General features: G+C 73.6%; 16 protein-coding genes and 1 tRNA gene. 11 read left to right on the forward strand and 6 right to left on the reverse strand.

Annotation, left to right across the window (positions count from 1 at the left end; translation table 11 throughout):
• Window positions 1-104 precede the first annotated feature (104 nt).
• The 4 genes from E4P40_RS14040 to E4P40_RS14055 all read left to right on the forward strand — a co-directional run bounded on the left by E4P40_RS14040 (window position 105) and on the right by E4P40_RS14055 (window position 5,018).
• On the forward strand, window positions 105-1,445 hold the full coding sequence (locus tag E4P40_RS14040; RefSeq protein ID WP_135159182.1) for an SLC13 family permease: 1,341 nt from the start codon (window positions 105-107) through the stop codon (window positions 1,443-1,445).
• Between the two features lie 17 nt (window positions 1,446-1,462).
• Window positions 1,463-2,683: a CoA transferase gene (locus E4P40_RS14045; protein WP_135159183.1), complete on the forward strand. Its 1,221-nt coding sequence runs from the start codon at window positions 1,463-1,465 to the stop codon at window positions 2,681-2,683.
• Window positions 2,680-4,215: a carboxyl transferase domain-containing protein gene (locus E4P40_RS14050; protein WP_135159184.1), complete on the forward strand. Its 1,536-nt coding sequence runs from the start codon at window positions 2,680-2,682 to the stop codon at window positions 4,213-4,215. Before E4P40_RS14045 ends, E4P40_RS14050 begins: the two co-directional genes overlap by 4 nt.
• Before the next feature lie 86 nt (window positions 4,216-4,301).
• Complete coding sequence (locus E4P40_RS14055; RefSeq protein ID WP_209305319.1) at window positions 4,302-5,018, forward strand: AAA family ATPase; 717 nt, start codon at window positions 4,302-4,304, stop codon at window positions 5,016-5,018.
• Here the strand turns inward: E4P40_RS14055 and E4P40_RS14060 are convergent, their stop codons facing one another.
• Together E4P40_RS14060 and E4P40_RS14065 are read right to left on the reverse strand one after the other, a co-directional pair.
• The gene (locus E4P40_RS14060; protein WP_135159186.1) at window positions 5,019-5,492 is read right to left on the reverse strand and encodes a MarR family transcriptional regulator; all 474 of its coding nucleotides are present in this window, start codon (window positions 5,490-5,492) and stop codon (window positions 5,019-5,021) included.
• A gap of 64 nt (window positions 5,493-5,556) precedes the next feature.
• Window positions 5,557-6,000: a nuclear transport factor 2 family protein gene (locus E4P40_RS14065; RefSeq protein WP_245160342.1), complete on the reverse strand. Its 444-nt coding sequence runs from the start codon at window positions 5,998-6,000 to the stop codon at window positions 5,557-5,559.
• A 157-nt stretch (window positions 6,001-6,157) separates the two neighbouring features.
• Between E4P40_RS14065 and E4P40_RS14070 the strand changes: the two genes are divergently transcribed.
• The 3 genes from E4P40_RS14070 to mscL all read left to right on the forward strand — a co-directional run bounded on the left by E4P40_RS14070 (window position 6,158) and on the right by mscL (window position 7,682).
• Window positions 6,158-6,475 (forward strand): FmdB family zinc ribbon protein, encoded by a 318-nt coding sequence (locus E4P40_RS14070; RefSeq protein ID WP_135159187.1) that lies wholly within the window; start codon window positions 6,158-6,160, stop codon window positions 6,473-6,475.
• A gap of 93 nt (window positions 6,476-6,568) precedes the next feature.
• A complete protein-coding gene (gene cpaB / locus E4P40_RS14075) occupies window positions 6,569-7,237 on the forward strand; it encodes a Flp pilus assembly protein CpaB (RefSeq protein ID WP_135159188.1) in 669 nt (222 codons plus the stop codon).
• A complete protein-coding gene (mscL, locus tag E4P40_RS14080) occupies window positions 7,203-7,682 on the forward strand; it encodes a large conductance mechanosensitive channel protein MscL (protein ID WP_245160343.1) in 480 nt (159 codons plus the stop codon). The genes cpaB and mscL overlap by 35 nt, the downstream gene beginning before the upstream one ends.
• Here mscL and E4P40_RS14085 read toward each other — a convergent pair.
• Entirely contained in the window at window positions 7,679-8,365 is a 687-nt protein-coding gene (locus E4P40_RS14085; protein WP_209305321.1) for a YbaK/EbsC family protein, read from the reverse strand. The genes mscL and E4P40_RS14085 overlap by 4 nt on opposite strands.
• 140 nt (window positions 8,366-8,505) lie before the next feature.
• Between E4P40_RS14085 and E4P40_RS14090 the strand changes: the two genes are divergently transcribed.
• Window positions 8,506-8,862: a VOC family protein gene (locus E4P40_RS14090; RefSeq protein ID WP_209305322.1), complete on the forward strand. Its 357-nt coding sequence runs from the start codon at window positions 8,506-8,508 to the stop codon at window positions 8,860-8,862.
• Complete coding sequence (locus tag E4P40_RS14095; RefSeq protein WP_135159190.1) at window positions 8,859-9,281, forward strand: PaaI family thioesterase; 423 nt, start codon at window positions 8,859-8,861, stop codon at window positions 9,279-9,281. Before E4P40_RS14090 ends, E4P40_RS14095 begins: the two co-directional genes overlap by 4 nt.
• Here the strand turns inward: E4P40_RS14095 and E4P40_RS14100 are convergent.
• From E4P40_RS14100 to E4P40_RS14110, 3 genes are all read right to left on the reverse strand, one after another.
• Complete coding sequence (locus tag E4P40_RS14100; RefSeq protein WP_135159191.1) at window positions 9,278-10,192, reverse strand: MSMEG_6728 family protein; 915 nt, start codon at window positions 10,190-10,192, stop codon at window positions 9,278-9,280. The genes E4P40_RS14095 and E4P40_RS14100 overlap by 4 nt on opposite strands.
• 185 nt (window positions 10,193-10,377) lie before the next feature.
• Window positions 10,378-11,235, reverse strand: coding sequence for an NAD-dependent protein deacetylase (locus E4P40_RS14105; protein ID WP_245160344.1), 858 nt, complete (start codon window positions 11,233-11,235; stop codon window positions 10,378-10,380).
• A gap of 94 nt (window positions 11,236-11,329) precedes the next feature.
• Window positions 11,330-11,704 carry a hypothetical protein gene (locus E4P40_RS14110; protein WP_135159193.1) on the reverse strand — a complete coding sequence of 125 codons (375 nt, stop codon included), beginning with the start codon at window positions 11,702-11,704 and terminating at the stop codon, window positions 11,330-11,332.
• Between the two features lie 99 nt (window positions 11,705-11,803).
• Between E4P40_RS14110 and E4P40_RS14115 the strand changes: the two genes are divergently transcribed.
• A tRNA-Arg gene (locus E4P40_RS14115) sits at window positions 11,804-11,876 on the forward strand.
• A gap of 155 nt (window positions 11,877-12,031) precedes the next feature.
• Window positions 12,032-15,011 (forward strand): SIS domain-containing protein (locus E4P40_RS14120; protein WP_135159194.1); only part of this gene is annotated, 2,980 nt, incomplete at its 3' end.

The raw sequence follows: 15,011 nt of genomic DNA on the forward strand, positions 1-15,011 counted from the left end.
GCCGCTCGGAGTGACCGGTCCGGCCGACGGCGGCTGGCGGGCGCTACCCACGGGTCACTGCCAGAGTGGACGGAGCTCATCCCCCGACGCCGTGGGAGGCCCCTGTGTCACCGGAGATCGTCACCATCCTCGCCTTGGTCGTGATCTTCGCGATCGCCACGTTCCTGCCGATCAACATGGGCGCGCTGGCCTTCGTGGCCGCGTTCGTCGTGGGCACCCTGTCGGTGGGCCTGACCACCGACGAGATCCTCGGCGGCTTCCCCGCGGAGCTCGTGCTGACCCTGATCGGGGTCACCTACCTGTTCGCCATCGCGCAGAACAACGGCACGGTCGACCTGCTGGTGCGCGGGGCGGTGAGGCTCGTGGGCGGCCACGTCGCGGCCATCCCCTGGATCATGTTCTTCGTCACCGCGCTGCTGACCGCCATCGGGGCGCTCTCCCCCGCCGCGGTCGCGATCATCGCCCCGATCGCGCTGACCTTCGCCGCGCGGCACGGGATCAACCCGCTGCTGATGGGCATGATGGTCATCCACGGCGCCCAGGGCGGCGGGTTCTCGCCGATCAGCGTCTACGGCGTCACGGTGAACACCATCGTCGAGGACGAGGGCCTGCCGGACGCTTCGATCCAGGTCTTCCTCGGCAGCCTGATCTTCAACCTGGCGATCGCCCTGGTGCTGTTCTTCGTGCTGGGCGGCCGCAAGCTGCTCGGCCGGAAGGTGGCGGCCGCACCCCTGGAGCACGTCGAGCACGCGCACGGCACCACCGTGCGCGGCCACGGCGCCGCTCCCGGGCCGGCGGTCGGCGGGGACGACGACGAGCACATCCACCCCGACGTCCCCCAGCCGGTGCGCTTCGAGCAGATCCTCACGCTGGTCGGGCTGGTCGTCGTCGCCGTCCTCGCCCTGGTCTTCGACCTCGACATCGGGTTCGTCGCGATCACCGTCGCCGTCGTCCTCGCGCTGTTCTCGGCACAGCAGCACAAGGGGGCGGTCACCCAGATCAGCTGGAGCACCATCCTGCTCATCGCCGGCGTGCTCACCTACGTCTTCGTGCTGCAGGAGGCGGGCACGATCGACTACGTCGGCGACGCGGTCACCGGGCTCGGCGCTCCGCTGGTGATCGCCCTGCTGCTCTGCTACATCGGAGGGGTGGTGTCGGCCTTCGCGTCGTCGACCGCGATCATCGGTGTCGCCATCTCGCTCGCCGTGCCGTTCCTGCTGACCGGGGACATCGGGGCCGTGGGCGTGGTGGTCGCCCTGTCCGTGGCCTCGACCATCGTCGACGTGAGCCCGTTCTCGACGAACGGCGCGCTGGTGCTGGCCAACGCGCAGGACGTGGACAAGGACCGCTTCTACAAGCAGATCCTGGCGTACGCGACGATCGTGGTCGTCGTGGGACCCCTGCTGGCCTGGCTCGCCTTCGTCGTCGTGCCCGGCTGGTTCTGACCCGAACGGAGCCGCACATGCCCGGACCACTCGACGGCGTGCTCGTCGTCGACCTGACACGGGCCCTCGCCGGACCGCACGCGGCGATGATGCTCGGCGATCTCGGCGCCCGCGTGATCAAGGTGGAGAACCCCGGCAGCGGTGACGACACGCGTGGCTGGGGGCCGCCGTTCGTCCAGGCTCCAGGCCTCCCCGACCCGACCCACCGGGAGTCGACCTACTTCCTGTCGACCAACAAGAACAAGGAGTCGATCACCCTCGACCTCAAGGACTCCGCCGACAAGGCCGTGCTCACCGAGCTGCTGCGCCGGGCCGACGTCCTCATGGAGAACTTCCGCCCGGGCACCCTCGCCCGGCTCGGGTTCGGCACGGATGTGCTGGCCGAGCTCAACCCGCGGCTGGTGACGCTGGCGATCAGCGGGTTCGGCCACGACGGACCGGAGGGTGGCCGGGCCGGGTACGACCAGATCGCGCAGGGCGAGGGCGGCCTGATGTCGCTCACCGGCTCCGGACCGGAGGACCCGCAGCGGGTCGGCGTCCCGATCGGTGACCTGCTGGCCGGCATGTACGGCGCCTACGGCGTGCTCGCCGCGCTGCTCGAGCGGGAACGGACCGGGCGCGGCCAGGTCGTGCGGACGTCGCTGCTCGCCGCGATCGTCGGGGTGCACGCGTTCCAGGGGACGGCGTGGACGGTGGCCGGGAAGGTCGGTCGCGCCCAGGGCAACCACCACCCCTCGATCGTCCCGTACGGGCTGTTCCACTGCGCCGGCGGCAGCGTCCAGCTCTCCTGCGGCTCCGAGGGGCTGTGGCGGAAGCTGTGCGCCGAGTTCGGGTTCGACGCCGACGCCCCCGGCATGGCGACCAACGGCGAGCGCGTCGACAACCGGGAACGCGTGATCGCGATGCTGGAGGAGGCGTTCGCGGAGATCTCTCCCGAGGACCTGCTCGCCCGCCTCGCGGACGCGGGCATCCCTGCCGGGAAGGTCCGCACCATCGACGAGGTGTACGGCTGGGACCAGACGCTCTCCCAGGGGCTGCTGGTCGACGTCGAGCACGCCACCCTGGGCCGCGTGTCGCTGCCCGGCCCGCCCCTGCGGTTCTTCTCGCCGGGTCCGGACGGCGAGACGGAGACGACCCGGCGAGAGCACCGCGCTCCCCCGACGCTCGGTGCCGACGGCGACGCGATCCGGGCCTGGTTGTCGTCCGGGGACGACGTGCAGGACGGGGACACCACGTGAGCTCGGAGAAGCCCGCCCGGCTCGATGCCCGGTCGTTGCGCGACCTGGTGCTGGACGCCGGCTCGTGGCAGTCGTGGGACTCGCCGGTGGTCCGGCCACCGGTGTCCGACGAGTACGCCCAGGAGCTCGCCCAGGCCGCCGAGAAGACCCGGCAGGACGAGTCGATCATCACCGGTGAGGGGAAGCTCCGCGGCCGGCGCGTGGCCGTCGTCGCCGGTGAGTTCGGCTTCCTCGCCGGTTCGATCGGCGTCGCCGCGGCCGAGCGGCTGATCGCCGCGGTCGAGCGCGCCACCGACGAGGGGCTGCCGCTGCTGGCCGCCCCGGTGTCGGGCGGCACCCGCATGCAGGAGGGCACGGTCGCCTTCCTCCAGATGATCGGCATCACGGCGGCCATCGCGCGACACAAGGACGCCGGCCTCCCCTACCTCGTCTACCTGCGGAACCCGACCTTCGGCGGGGTGCTGGCGTCGTGGGGGTCGCTGGGCCACGTGACCATCGCCGAGCCCGGCGCCTCGATCGGCTTCCTGGGCCCGCGGGTCTACCAGGCGCTCTACGGCGAACCGTTCCCCGAGGGTGTGCAGACCGCCGAGCACCTCGCGGAGCGGGGGCTGATCGACGCCGTCGTCCCGCATGCCGAGGTGGCCGATCTCGCCGACCGGGCCCTGCGGGTGCTCGCTGCCCGCCAGACCTGGCACACCGACGTGCGGGGCGCGGAGCGGCCGACGCCCGAGGACGGCACGGACGCCGACGACCCCGAGGACCACCGCACCGCCTGGGAGGTCGTCACGGCGTCCCGGCGGGAGGACCGCCCAGGGGTGCGCCGGTTGCTGCGGACGGCGGCGACGGACGTCGTCGGCTTGTCCGGCACCGGCGCCGGCGAGAAGGACCCCGGGCTGCTGCTGGCACTGGCCCGCTTCGCCGGGGCGCCCTGCGTGGTGCTCGGGCAGGACCGGCGGGGGCAGAGCATGTCGGCGCCGCTCGGCCCGGCCGCCCTGCGCGAGGCCCGCCGCGGGATGCACCTCGCCGAGGAGCTGCGGCTCCCCCTGGTCACGCTCATCGACACCCCGGGAGCCGCGTTGTCGCGGGAGGCCGAGGAGGGCGGGCTGGCCGGGGAGATCGCCCGCTGCCTGCACGACCTGGTGATGCTCAAGGCGCCGACGCTGGCCGTGCTGCTCGGCCAGGGCACCGGCGGCGGTGCACTGGCGCTCGTGCCGGCCGACCGGGTGCTGGCCGCGGCCAACGGCTGGCTCGGGCCGCTGCCGCCGGAGGGCGCGAGCGCCATCGTCTTCCGCGACACCGACCACGCCGGGGAGATGGCGCAGCACCAGGGGGTGCGGGCGACCGACCTCTGGCGGGCCGGGATCGTCGACCGCGTCGTGCCCGAGCGCCCCGACGCCGCGGACGAGGGCACGGAGTTCTGCCTGCGCCTGGGCCGGGTGCTCGGCGAGGAGCTGGCGGGGCTGCTCGGCCGCGACGACACCGAGCGCTTCCGCAGCCGCCTGCACCGGTACCGCCACCTCGGCCGCTCCTGATGATGATCAGGTGACCTGATCATCAGGGGTCCTGGCTCAGCGTCGACGGTGAGCCAGGACCACCGACGGTGAGCCAGGATGCGGCCGTGCAGAGGCAGCCCGTCCGGCGGTTCCGGCCCGATCCCGGCGCACCCCCGCCCCCGGACGACGTCTGGCCGGTCACCGTCCCGGCGGTGGCGCAGCTCCTGCGGGACGGCCTCGCGCTGACGCCGGGCGCGACGGTCCTCGTCGGCGAGAACGGCTCGGGCAAGTCGACCGTGCTGGAGGTGCTCGCCGCGGCGCTCGGCCTCAACGCCGAGGGCGGCTCGGCCGGCGCGCGGCACGCGACGCGGCGCAGCGAGCCGGGATCCCTCGACCTGATCGTCGAGCGATCGCCCGGCGCGGACCGCTGGGCCTACTTCCTCCGCGACGAGACGCTGCACGGGCTCTACAGCTACCTGGAGGAGAACCCCCACCCACGGCGCGCGGAACCGACGTTCCACGAGATGTCGCACGGCGAGGGTTTCCTGTCGCTCCTCGGGAGCCGGGTCACCTCGGGCGGCTTCTACCTGCTCGACGAGCCCGACGCCGCGCTGTCGTTCACCGGGACGCTGTCGCTCGTCGTCCACCTGCGGGAACTGCTCAGCCATGGCGCGCAGGTCCTGATCGCCACCCACTCCCCGGTCCTCGCGGCTCTGCCGGGGGCGCGCCTGCTCGAGGTCGGCGAGTGGGGACTGCGGGAGGCGGAGTGGGAGGAGCTGGAGCTCACCGCCAGCTGGCGGCAGTTCCTCGGTGACCCGCAGTCGTTCCTGCGGTACCTCTGATCAGTCGACGCGCAGGCTCCGGTCGGGGTCGATCCGCTCGACGATCGCGTCGAGCGCCTGGCCGAACGCCTCGGTCTGCTCCTCGGTGAGCGGCGCGAACATCGCCTCGCGCACCGCGTCGACGTGACCGGGGGCCACCGAGCGCACGATCTCCCAGCCGGACTCGGTCAGCACGGCGAGATTGCCGCGGCCGTCCTCGGCGGACCGTTCCCGCCGCACCCAGCCACGCTCCTCGAGCCGGGCGACGGTGTGCGACAGCCGGCTCTGCGACTGGTTCGCACGGCGGGCGAGGTCGCTCATCCGCCGGCTCCGGGTCGGGGACTCCGAGAGCATCGCCAGGACGACGTAGGCCGCGAGACTGATGCCCGCGTCCCGCTGCAACTGGGCGTCGAGGGTCCTCGGCAGGAGCTCCGAGACCGTGAGCCAGGCGCGCCAGGTCCGCTGCTGCCGCTCGTCGAGCCACCGCTGCGTCACGGCGTCGACGGTACCGGTCGGTCACCGGCTGTAGCCACCCGGAGGCAGACCGTGGGCGGTCTTCTCATCCGTCGGAGTGATGTCCGCCGGCGACGGCGGCCAGGCGCCGGCCCATCTCCTCGTGCACGGCCTGGATCGCCTGCAGCGGACGCATCATCACGCGGAACTCCACGATCCGGCCGGTGTCGTCGCAGCGGATGATGTCGACCCCGTTGACGTACTTGCCCTGCACGCTGGTCTCGAACTCCAGCACCGCGGTGTCGCCGGAGAGCACCTGCTTCGTGTACGTGAAGCCCCCGCCGGCCAGGTCCGTCCCTGACAGGGAGCCGGCCGCCGCCTCGAGGTAGCGGACGGTGATCTCCTTCCCGCGCTGGGGTGTGTAGACGACCGGTGAGTAGAAGACGACGTCGTCGGCGAGCAGCTCCTCGAGCCCGCCCGTGAGATCCCCGCGCATGTACCGGTGCCAGCGGGCGACGACGTCCTCGATCACGGCTTCCCCTTCGCTCACGGACACGTCCGCGGTGGTGTGACGTGGACCCTGGTTCGCCGACGGTACGTGGACGGACGCCGCGCGATGGCGCATCATTAGCAGTCGACGGGAGCGAGTGCCAGCCCGACGGGATCTCGCGCCGACAGCCATGCCGCACCACCAGGGAGCCACCGCCGTGCCCACGTACCAGTACGCCTGCACCAACGCCGAGGGCAAGCACGAGTTCGAGGTCGTGCAGTCCTTCACCGACGCGCCGGTCAGCGAGTGCCCGCAGTGCGGCGCCCCCGTGCGCAAGGTCTACGGATCGGTCGGCGTCGTCTTCAAGGGCTCCGGCTTCTACCGGACCGACAGCCGCACGTCCGCGACGGCGTCCGAGACGTCCTCGTCCAACGGCTCGTCGACCCCGTCGTCGTCGTCGAAGGAGAGCTCCTCGACGTCGTCGTCCACCCCCGCGCCGGCGGCGGCGGGCAGCTCGTCGAAGGCCGCCGACTGACGATCAGGTCGGGCGCCGTCCACAGCTGACGGCCCTCTCCACGACTTCCCCCGCACTCCCATGACGGCTGCCCCGGGCGGGCAGCCTTCGGGGATGCCGCGACTGCGCCGTCCCCGCTATCCGCTCCACACCGCGCGCCGGGTGGCGGCCGTGCTGCTCGCGGTCGTCGCCCTCGTCCTGGCAGCGCGGCCGGCTCCGCTGCCCGAGCCCCCTCCCGCGGCGGTCGGGGTGACCGTGGCGGCGGGGGACCTGCCCGCCGGCACCGTCCTCACCGCCGACCGGCTCACGGTCGCCCGGCTGCCGCCGGAGCTCGTCCCCGACGGCTCGACCGTGGATCCGTCGCGCCTGGTCGGGCGGGTCCTCGCCGGGGGCGTGCGCGCGGGCGAAGCGCTGACCGATGTCCGGCTCGTCGGGCCCGGGTTGACCGCGCAGCTCCCCCGCGGCCAGGTGGGGGCACCGGTGCGCCTGACCGACCTCGCCGTCGCCGGGCTGGTCCGCACCGGCGACCGGGTCGACGTCCTCGCCACCCCTCCGGGATCCGCCAGTGCCGAGGTCGTGGCGGCGGCCGCCCTCGTCCTGTCCGCGGCCGCACCGTCGGCCGACCCGTCGGACCCGGCGTCCGGGCTGCTGCTGCTCGCCGTGGACGACGCCACGGCGACCCGCCTGGCCGCGGCTGCGACGAGCGACGCACTGACCGTCAGCCTGCCGCGCGAGGACGCGCCGGGAGGTGCTGGTCGTCCCGATGACGATGTGGGTGGATGACCTCGTGATCAAGGGCTTCAAGGACTTCCTGCTGCGCGGCAACATCGTGGACCTGGCCGTCGCGGTGGTCATCGGCACCGCCTTCACCGCCCTGGTCGCCGCGTTCACGGCGTCGTTCCTGGAACCGCTGATCGGCCTGGTCGGGGGCGGCGGAGAGACCGGTGGCGAGTTCGTGATCGACGAGCAGCACTTCACCTGGGGCGCCTTCCTCAACGCCGTCCTCACGTTCGTGCTCACCGCGGCGGTCGTCTACTTCGTCGTCGTGCTCCCGATGAAGGCGATCATGGAGCGGCGCACGCGCGGCGAGGAGGCCGGGCCGGCCGAGCCGACCCAGGTCGAGCTGCTCCTCGAGATCCGCGACCTGCTGCGCGCGCAGCAGGGTGGCCACGTCCAGGGCACCGCCCCGGGCGAGCGAGGCGTGGGTGGGACGGGCTCCTTCTCCTAGTCGCTGCCCCAGTGGGGCGGGCGGTCCTCCAGGTAGCGCCGGTCGTCGTCCCCCGGTTCGCCGGGCCGCTCGCCCCAGCCGACGTCGGTGTCGTCCGGAGCGCGCCGCACCGGCCCCGAGGACGGTGGCGGCGGCGGGTCGGTCAGGGGCTGGCCGAGCCCGTCGAGCACCTCGGCCGACGGCAGCGCGGCCAGCACCGATCCCGCGACCGCGAGCTTGCTCCCCCGGGTGCCGGAGCCGATGACGACGAGGTCGGCGGCCTCCACGGCCGGGTCGACGAGGACCGGCCAGTCCCGCGGCAGTCCCACCGGCGTGATCCCGCCGTAGGCCATGCCGGACTCGGCGACGGCGACGTCCTGCGGTGCGAACGACGCCTTCCGGGCGCCCAGGTGCCGGCGCACCAGGCCGTTCACGTCGGCACGGGTGGTGGCCAGGACGACGCACGCCGCCAGCGTCGTCTGGCCCGCGCGCCGGGCGGCGACGACCACGCAGTTCGCCGACACCTCCATCGGTACCCCGTACGCCTCGGAGAAGGCGGCGGTGTCGGCGAGGTCGTCGTCGATCTCGGCCACCCACGCAGGGCCGGGGAGCAGCGAGATCGCCGCGGCGACGGGTGCACCGAGGAGATCGGGGCGCTCGGTGGCCGGCCGCCAGGTCAGCGAGCCGATCCGGGGGGCGGTCATCGGGCGGCAGCGGGGCGGGAATGCACGCACCGATCCTGCGGCACCCGTCGGGCGGCGCGCAGGCCGGGTGGCAGCCGCGTGGCGCTGACCGGCCGGTTCCCGGGTGTCGGAGGCGGAGCGGGCACGCCAGGATGGAGGCCATGATCGGTCAGCTGCACTCGGTCGTCATCGACACGCCCGACCCGCACGCCCTCGCCACCTTCTACGCCGGACTCCTCGGGATGGAGGTCAAGGGCAACCCTGGCGACGACTGGGTGGGGGCGCACGGTGCCGGCTACCGGCTGGCCTTCCAGCAGGCGCCGGACCTGCAACCTCCTGACTGGCCGGACCCCGACCGGCCCCAGCAGTTCCACCTCGACATCCGGGTGGCCGACGTCGACGAGGCCGAGCCGAAGGTGCTCGCCCTCGGCGCGAAGCGGCTGCCCGGCGGCGGCGGCGACTTCCGCGTCTACGCCGACCCGGTGGGCCACCCCTTCTGCCTGGTGTGGGACGTATGACCGCCGACGTGCCGGGCGTCGACCTCACCGTCGCGACCCCGTTCGTCGCGGCGATGAAGTTCCAGGTCGCGGAGGCGAGCGGCGCCCGGGTGACCGGCCACGTGGAGCTGGGACCCGACCAGCACACCCCGTGGGGCGTCGTCCACGGTGGCGTCTACTCCTCGGTCGTCGAGTCCGCCGCGAGCATCGGGGCCAGTCTCGCCGTGGGCGACCGCGGCGAGTTCGCCGTCGGGGTCAACAACAACACCGACTTCGTGCGCCCCATGACGGCCGGCCGGCTGGAGGTGGTGGCCGAGCCGATCCAGCAGGGCCGCACGCTGCAGCTCTGGCAGGTCGTGCTGACCCGCGCCGACGACGGAAAGCTCGTCGCCCGGGGGCAGGTCCGCCTGCAGAACGTGTCGCTGCCCACCCCCTCCTAGTCCAGCGCGGCCGGGTCGAGGGTGACCCGGAACAGCGCCCGCGGGTCCTGCAGCGTGGCCGGCGGGCGGGCCGCCGTCCGGGGGACGACGCGGTCCCACCGGGCCGGGCGGCGGTGCGGCAGCAGCTCACGGCCCTGGAACAGGTAGTCGCCGACGACCTCGCCGAGCAACAGCCCGGCACCGTGCTCGATCGGCAGGCCGACGCGGTCACCGGGCCGGATCTCGTCGAGGAACGCCGAGAGCTGCCGGAGGTCCTTGGCGAGCCGGCGGCCGGAGAGCTCCTTCGACAGCACCCGCAGCTCGGCGGCCGAGAGGCCGGTGGCGTCCACGTCGATCCCCGACTGGACGCCCAGGCCCACGACCCCTGCGGCCAGGCAGGCACCGAGCTCGTCGTGCGACCGGGGCCGCACCACCCAGACGCCCACGCCCTCGGGCTCGGGCGCCGGCGGGAGGTCGTCCGGTCCCGGCCAGAGGTAGGGCAGGTCGTCGGGCTCGGGGCCGAACGCCTCGAGGAAGCGGGGCCGGTAGTAGCCCGGGTCCTTGGCGAGCAGGTTGGACCGGTGCGAGAGGTGCAGCGCCTCGTCCCCGACCCAGGACGGCAGCAGGCCCGCCGCCGCGAGCTCGGCCTGCGGCACCCCGACGACCTCCGGGGCGAACTCGCCGATCTGACGGTCGGTGGTGTCGGCGAACCCGCGCTCCCGCCAGACCCGGACCATGGCCAGCCCGTAGGAGACCAGGGCGGGCGTGCGGCCCTTCCACATGAGGACGGCGGGGTGGCTGGCCCACCCGTAGTCCGGCAGCTCCAGCGCGCGCAGGATCTGCAGGGTCTCCACCCGCTGCTTGCCCAGGCGCGGGGAGTCCAGCAGCCGCGCACTCTCCTCGAAGTCGGCCACCGGCAGGAAGGTCTGCATCGCCCGCCAGTCTCGGTCACGTCCGGCCTTCCTGCAGGGGCCCGCCGCGAACTCGCGAGCGGTGGGGGCAGGAAGGCCGCTCGTGGCCAACGCGGGCGCGCGCCGCGGCTACGGCGGCGTCAAGGCAGTGCAGCAGCCGTCCACCGCGAGGGAAGGGCCGTCGTCGGTGCGCTCGGCCTCCCGCGTCATCCGAGGCTGGCGGCGAGGGAGGGCAGGACCTCGCCCAGCGGTGCGTCGACCCGCACGTCGGCCTTCGCGTCGCCGCGGGTCGGCCCCACGTTGACGATCGCGACCGGGATGCCGAGCTTGGCCGCCCGCAGCACGAACCGGTAGCCGCTCATGACCGTCAGGGACGAGCCCAGGACCAGCAGACCGGCGGCATCCTCGATCAGGCCGAAGCACCGCTCGACGCGGTCCCGCGGCACCGTCTCGCCGAAGAACACCACGTCGGGCTTCAGCGGGCCGTCGCCGCACGCCAGGCACCCGACCATGACGAACCCGTCGAGCACCTCGTCCGGGAGCTCGGCGTCGCCGTCGGGGTTGATCTCGTCGGTACGGGCGCCGAAGAACGGGTTGGCAGCCGTCAGTCGCTCGTCGAGGTCCGCCCGGCTCGCGACGTCCCCGCAGGAGAGGCAGACGGTGCGGTCGAGGCCCCCGTGGAGTTCGACGACGTCGGTGGCGCCGCCGGCCTGGTGGAGGCCGTCCACGTTCTGCGTGATGACCCCGCCGATCAGGCCGGCCGCCTGCAGGTCAGCGACCGCCCTGTGCCCCGGGTTCGGCCGCGCGCTGCGGATCTGCCGCCAGCCGACGAAGCTGCGCGCCCAGTAGCGGTGCCGGCCGCGCGGGTCGCGCGTGAAGGTCTGGTAGGTCATCGGGGTGTGCCGGCGCAGGCTGCCCGTCTCCCCCCGGTAGTCCGGGATGCCGGAGTCGGTGGACAGCCCGGCGCCCGAGAGGACGACGACGTCGCCCTCGGCGAGCAGGTCGGCGAGCGCGTCGAGGGAGGTGGCGGCGGCACGGGGCCGGGCGGCCGGAGCTGCGGTCACCGCGCCATCGTCCCCTCGAATCGCCGGCCGCGCCGTCGGCCCGGCACCCTCCCCTGGGAGGCGGCCACCGGGGCGACCGCGACGGTCGCGCATCTCACGGCGACTCCTCGGCGTTCAGGTAGGCGCAGCGGAACCGTGCGTTCGACATCGCCTCGGTGAACCGGGCCTCCCAGCCGGGGTCCTGGGCCGGGAAGGTGTCGAGCACGCGTTCCTCCAGGACGGCCGGCCGCCCGTCGAGCCCGGTGTAGGTGCGGCGCAGCAGCACCCGCGTGATCCCGTCCACCTCGTCGTGGCCGGGCACCCACCGCGCCTGCGCGATGGAGGACGCCAGCTCGGCCCGCGCGCGGGCCGGCAGCCGCGCCGCTCCCCCTGCGTCGCGTTGGAGCGCCCGCCAGAGCGCCACGCCCCCCATGACCAGCAGGCCGACGACCGCCAGGATCAGGGCGAGTTCGACCAGGCCGACGATCACGGCTCGACGCTAGTTCCCCGGAAGACCCTGCGGGGTCGGCGGACAGCCCGGACCCGCCCGCTAACCTTCCCGCGTACCCCTGTCGGCCGCCGCCGACGAGCCCCCGTAGCTCAGGGGATAGAGCATCGGTTTCCTAAACCGTGTGTCGCAGGTTCGAATCCTGCCGGGGGCACCCCACCGTGCCTGCCCCTTCCGGGTGGGCTTTCGCTGGATCCGCGAGCGGGGGCGCCGCGAAGGTCGCCTCGGCGGCTCCGCGCGTGACAGCATCGCCTCGATGAGCCTCCGGCCGCCAAGGGTCGTGGAAGGCGACGAGGGGGAACTGAAGTCATGTGCGGAGTGGTTGCCTGTCTGCCCGTCTACGCGGGCGAGCGCGACTGTGCGGTCCCGGAGCCGTCCGCACCGCTGGCGGCCGCCTGGCCCAGCGCTCCGACGACGGAGTCCCTGGTCGAGGCTCTCGCGGAGACCGCCGCACTCCTGACCGCGGCCGCCGAGGCGTGGGCGCAGCCGGAGGCCTTCCACGCGGTCGTCACCGAACCGGACGTGGGCGCCGCTCTCAGCGACGCCGTCGCGGACGCGGGTCGCCTCGTCACCCGGGCCGACGAGGCGCTCGACGCCCCGGGCTCGCCGGCGGACCGTCGCAGTCCCGAAGAGCTCCAGGCGCGGGTGCGCCAGACGAGGGACGCCGTCTGGCGCATCGAGCACGACCTGCTCGGTGCCGCGGGCCGCGTCCGGGCGCTCGCGCCCGCCGGTCTCGAGCCCACCGCGTGCCACAGCTACCGCGCGATGGACGCCGTCCTGGACTCGCTCGGCCGCCTGGAGGTGCGCGGCCGCGACTCGGCCGGCCTCCACGTCTTCGTGAGCGCCGACGCGGCGGAGCTCGCCGCCCTCGCGGTGCCGACCGAACGGACCGACCCGCTGTTCCGCGACCGCTCGGTCGTGGCCGTCGCGGGCGGCCTGTCGTTCGTCTACAAGACCGCCGTCCTCATCGGGCGGCTGGGGGACAACGTCGCCCGGCTCAGGCACTCCATCGGGGGCGACGACCACCTGAGGAGCGCCCTCGCCCTCCCGTCCGCCCGGGTCACCGTCGTGGCGCACACGCGGTGGGCCAGCGTGGGCCGGATCAGCCAGGCCAACGCCCACCCGGTCAACAACGTGCTGACCTGCGACGCCGGCCGGCCGTACGTCATCGCCGCGTTCAACGGCGACGTGGACAACCACGAGGCGATCCTGCCGGTGGCTCCCGGCTCCGACGCAGCGGCGGAGATCACGACCGACGCGCGGGTCATCCCGTTCGCGATGGGCGAGTCGATGGCGCGGGCCGGCCTGACCGCGGACCAGGCGCTCGCGGAGTGCCTGCGGTCGTTCGAGGGATCCATGGCGATCGTTGCTCAGGACGAGGGCTCCCCCGACGGGTTCACCGTGGGCGTGAAGGGCAGCGGCCAGGGGCTCTACCTGGGCCTGTCCCCGACCCTGCCCATGGTGGCGAGCGAGGTGTACGGCCTCGTCGGCGTGACCTCCGACTACGTCCGGGTCGACGGGCGGCTGATCGGGGCGGACGCCGGGGCCCCCGTCGTCGCCCAGGTGGCCAGGGGCTCCGAGCACGGCTACTCCATCGCGCTCCGGGACCCGTCGTCGCCCGCGGAGTCCCTGCCGCTGCCCGCCGACTCCGGGCAGCGGGCCGACGTCACCACCGAGGACGTCGACCTCGGCGACGAGGAGCACTACCTGGCGAAGGAGATCGCCGAGGCCGCGGAGTCGATGCGCAAGACCCTCCGGGGCCGCATCGTCGAGGCCGGGAGCGGGCTGAGCGCCGCACTGTCGGAGGAGGAGCTGCCGCAGGGTATCCGCGACCGGCTGGCCGACGGCTCTCTGCAGCGCGTGGTCCTGGTCGGCCAGGGCACCGCCGCGGTGGCCTGCTCGGGCATCGCGCGCGTGGCCGCCGGGCTGCTCGGCGAGCAGATCCAGGTGACGTCGAGCACGGCCACGGAGATCTCGGCGGCACCGCTCCCCCAGTCTCTCAAGGACACCCTCGTCATCGCCGTGAGCCAGTCCGGCTCGACCACCGACACCAACCGCACGGTCGACCTGCTGCGCGAACGGGGCGCCGCCACGGTCGCCATCGTCAACCGCCGCGACAGCGACCTCGCCAAGCGCGCCGACGGGATCGTCTACACCTCCGACGGCCGCGACGTGGAGATGGCCGTGGCCTCCACGAAGGCCTTCTACGCACAGGTCGCCGCCGGGATCCTGCTGTCGTGGGAGATCGCCCACGCGCTCGGCAACGAGCCCGGTTCGGCGGAGGACGGCATGCTCCGCGGGCTCCGGTCCATCTGCGGGCAACTGCGCGAGGTCTACGGCCAGCGGGACCGCATCGAGCGGGTGGCCCGGCGGACGTTCCACCGGCGCGCGTGGTCCGTCATCGGTTCCGGCCTCAACCAGGTCGCGGCCGCCGAGGGCCGCATCAAGCTGTCCGAGCTCTGCTACAAGACCGTCTCCGTCGATGCCGTCGAGGACAAGAAGCACATCGACCTGTCCGCGGAGGCGCTCGTGCTGATCTGCGCCGCCGGCACGTCGCCGTTGCAACGGGCCGATCTCGGCAAGGAGATCGCCATCCTCCAGGCGCACGGCAACCTGCCCGTCCTGATCACCGACGAGTCCGCGGCCGACGACTGGCCGATGGACGACGTCATCGCCGTGCCGGACGCCCACCGGTCGCTCGGCTGGATCCTCGCGACCGCCGCCGTCCACCTGTTCTCCTACTACTGCGCCCGGTCGATCGACGAGCTGGCGATGGATGCCCGTCGCGCACTCGCCGAGCTGGAGACGGCCCACGACACCGGCAGCGAACTGGGTCCCGAGTGGCCGGGCGTCAAACCGCTGAAGGCGTTCCTGGAGTTGGCCGGCGGGACACCGGCGGGGGGCAGCTACGTCCCCAGCACCACGGCGCTGCAGCTCGCCGAGGCCTTCGCCCAGCTCGTCGCCCCCAGCGCGTGGCTGCTGTCCCTGACCGACGCCGACGTCTCCCTCGAGCAGCGCCTCAGGGAACTGCTCACCCGCTCCGTCGACGAGCTCACGCGCTCCATCGACAGCGTCAAGCACCAGGCGAAGACGGTCACCGTGGGGACGTCCCGCGGGGACGCCGACCTGTTCGACAACCCGCTGATCCAGCACCTGGTCTCCCTCGGCGTCGACCTGCAGGCGCTGAACTACGCCACCCTGGACGCCCTGCGGGCGTGGGCACCCGTCCTCGCGACCCCGATGGGCGCAACCCGCTACCGCTTCTCCGAGGAGCAGGGCACGCCGGCCC

The sequence above is a fragment of the Blastococcus sp. CT_GayMR20 genome, from assembly GCF_004570345.1.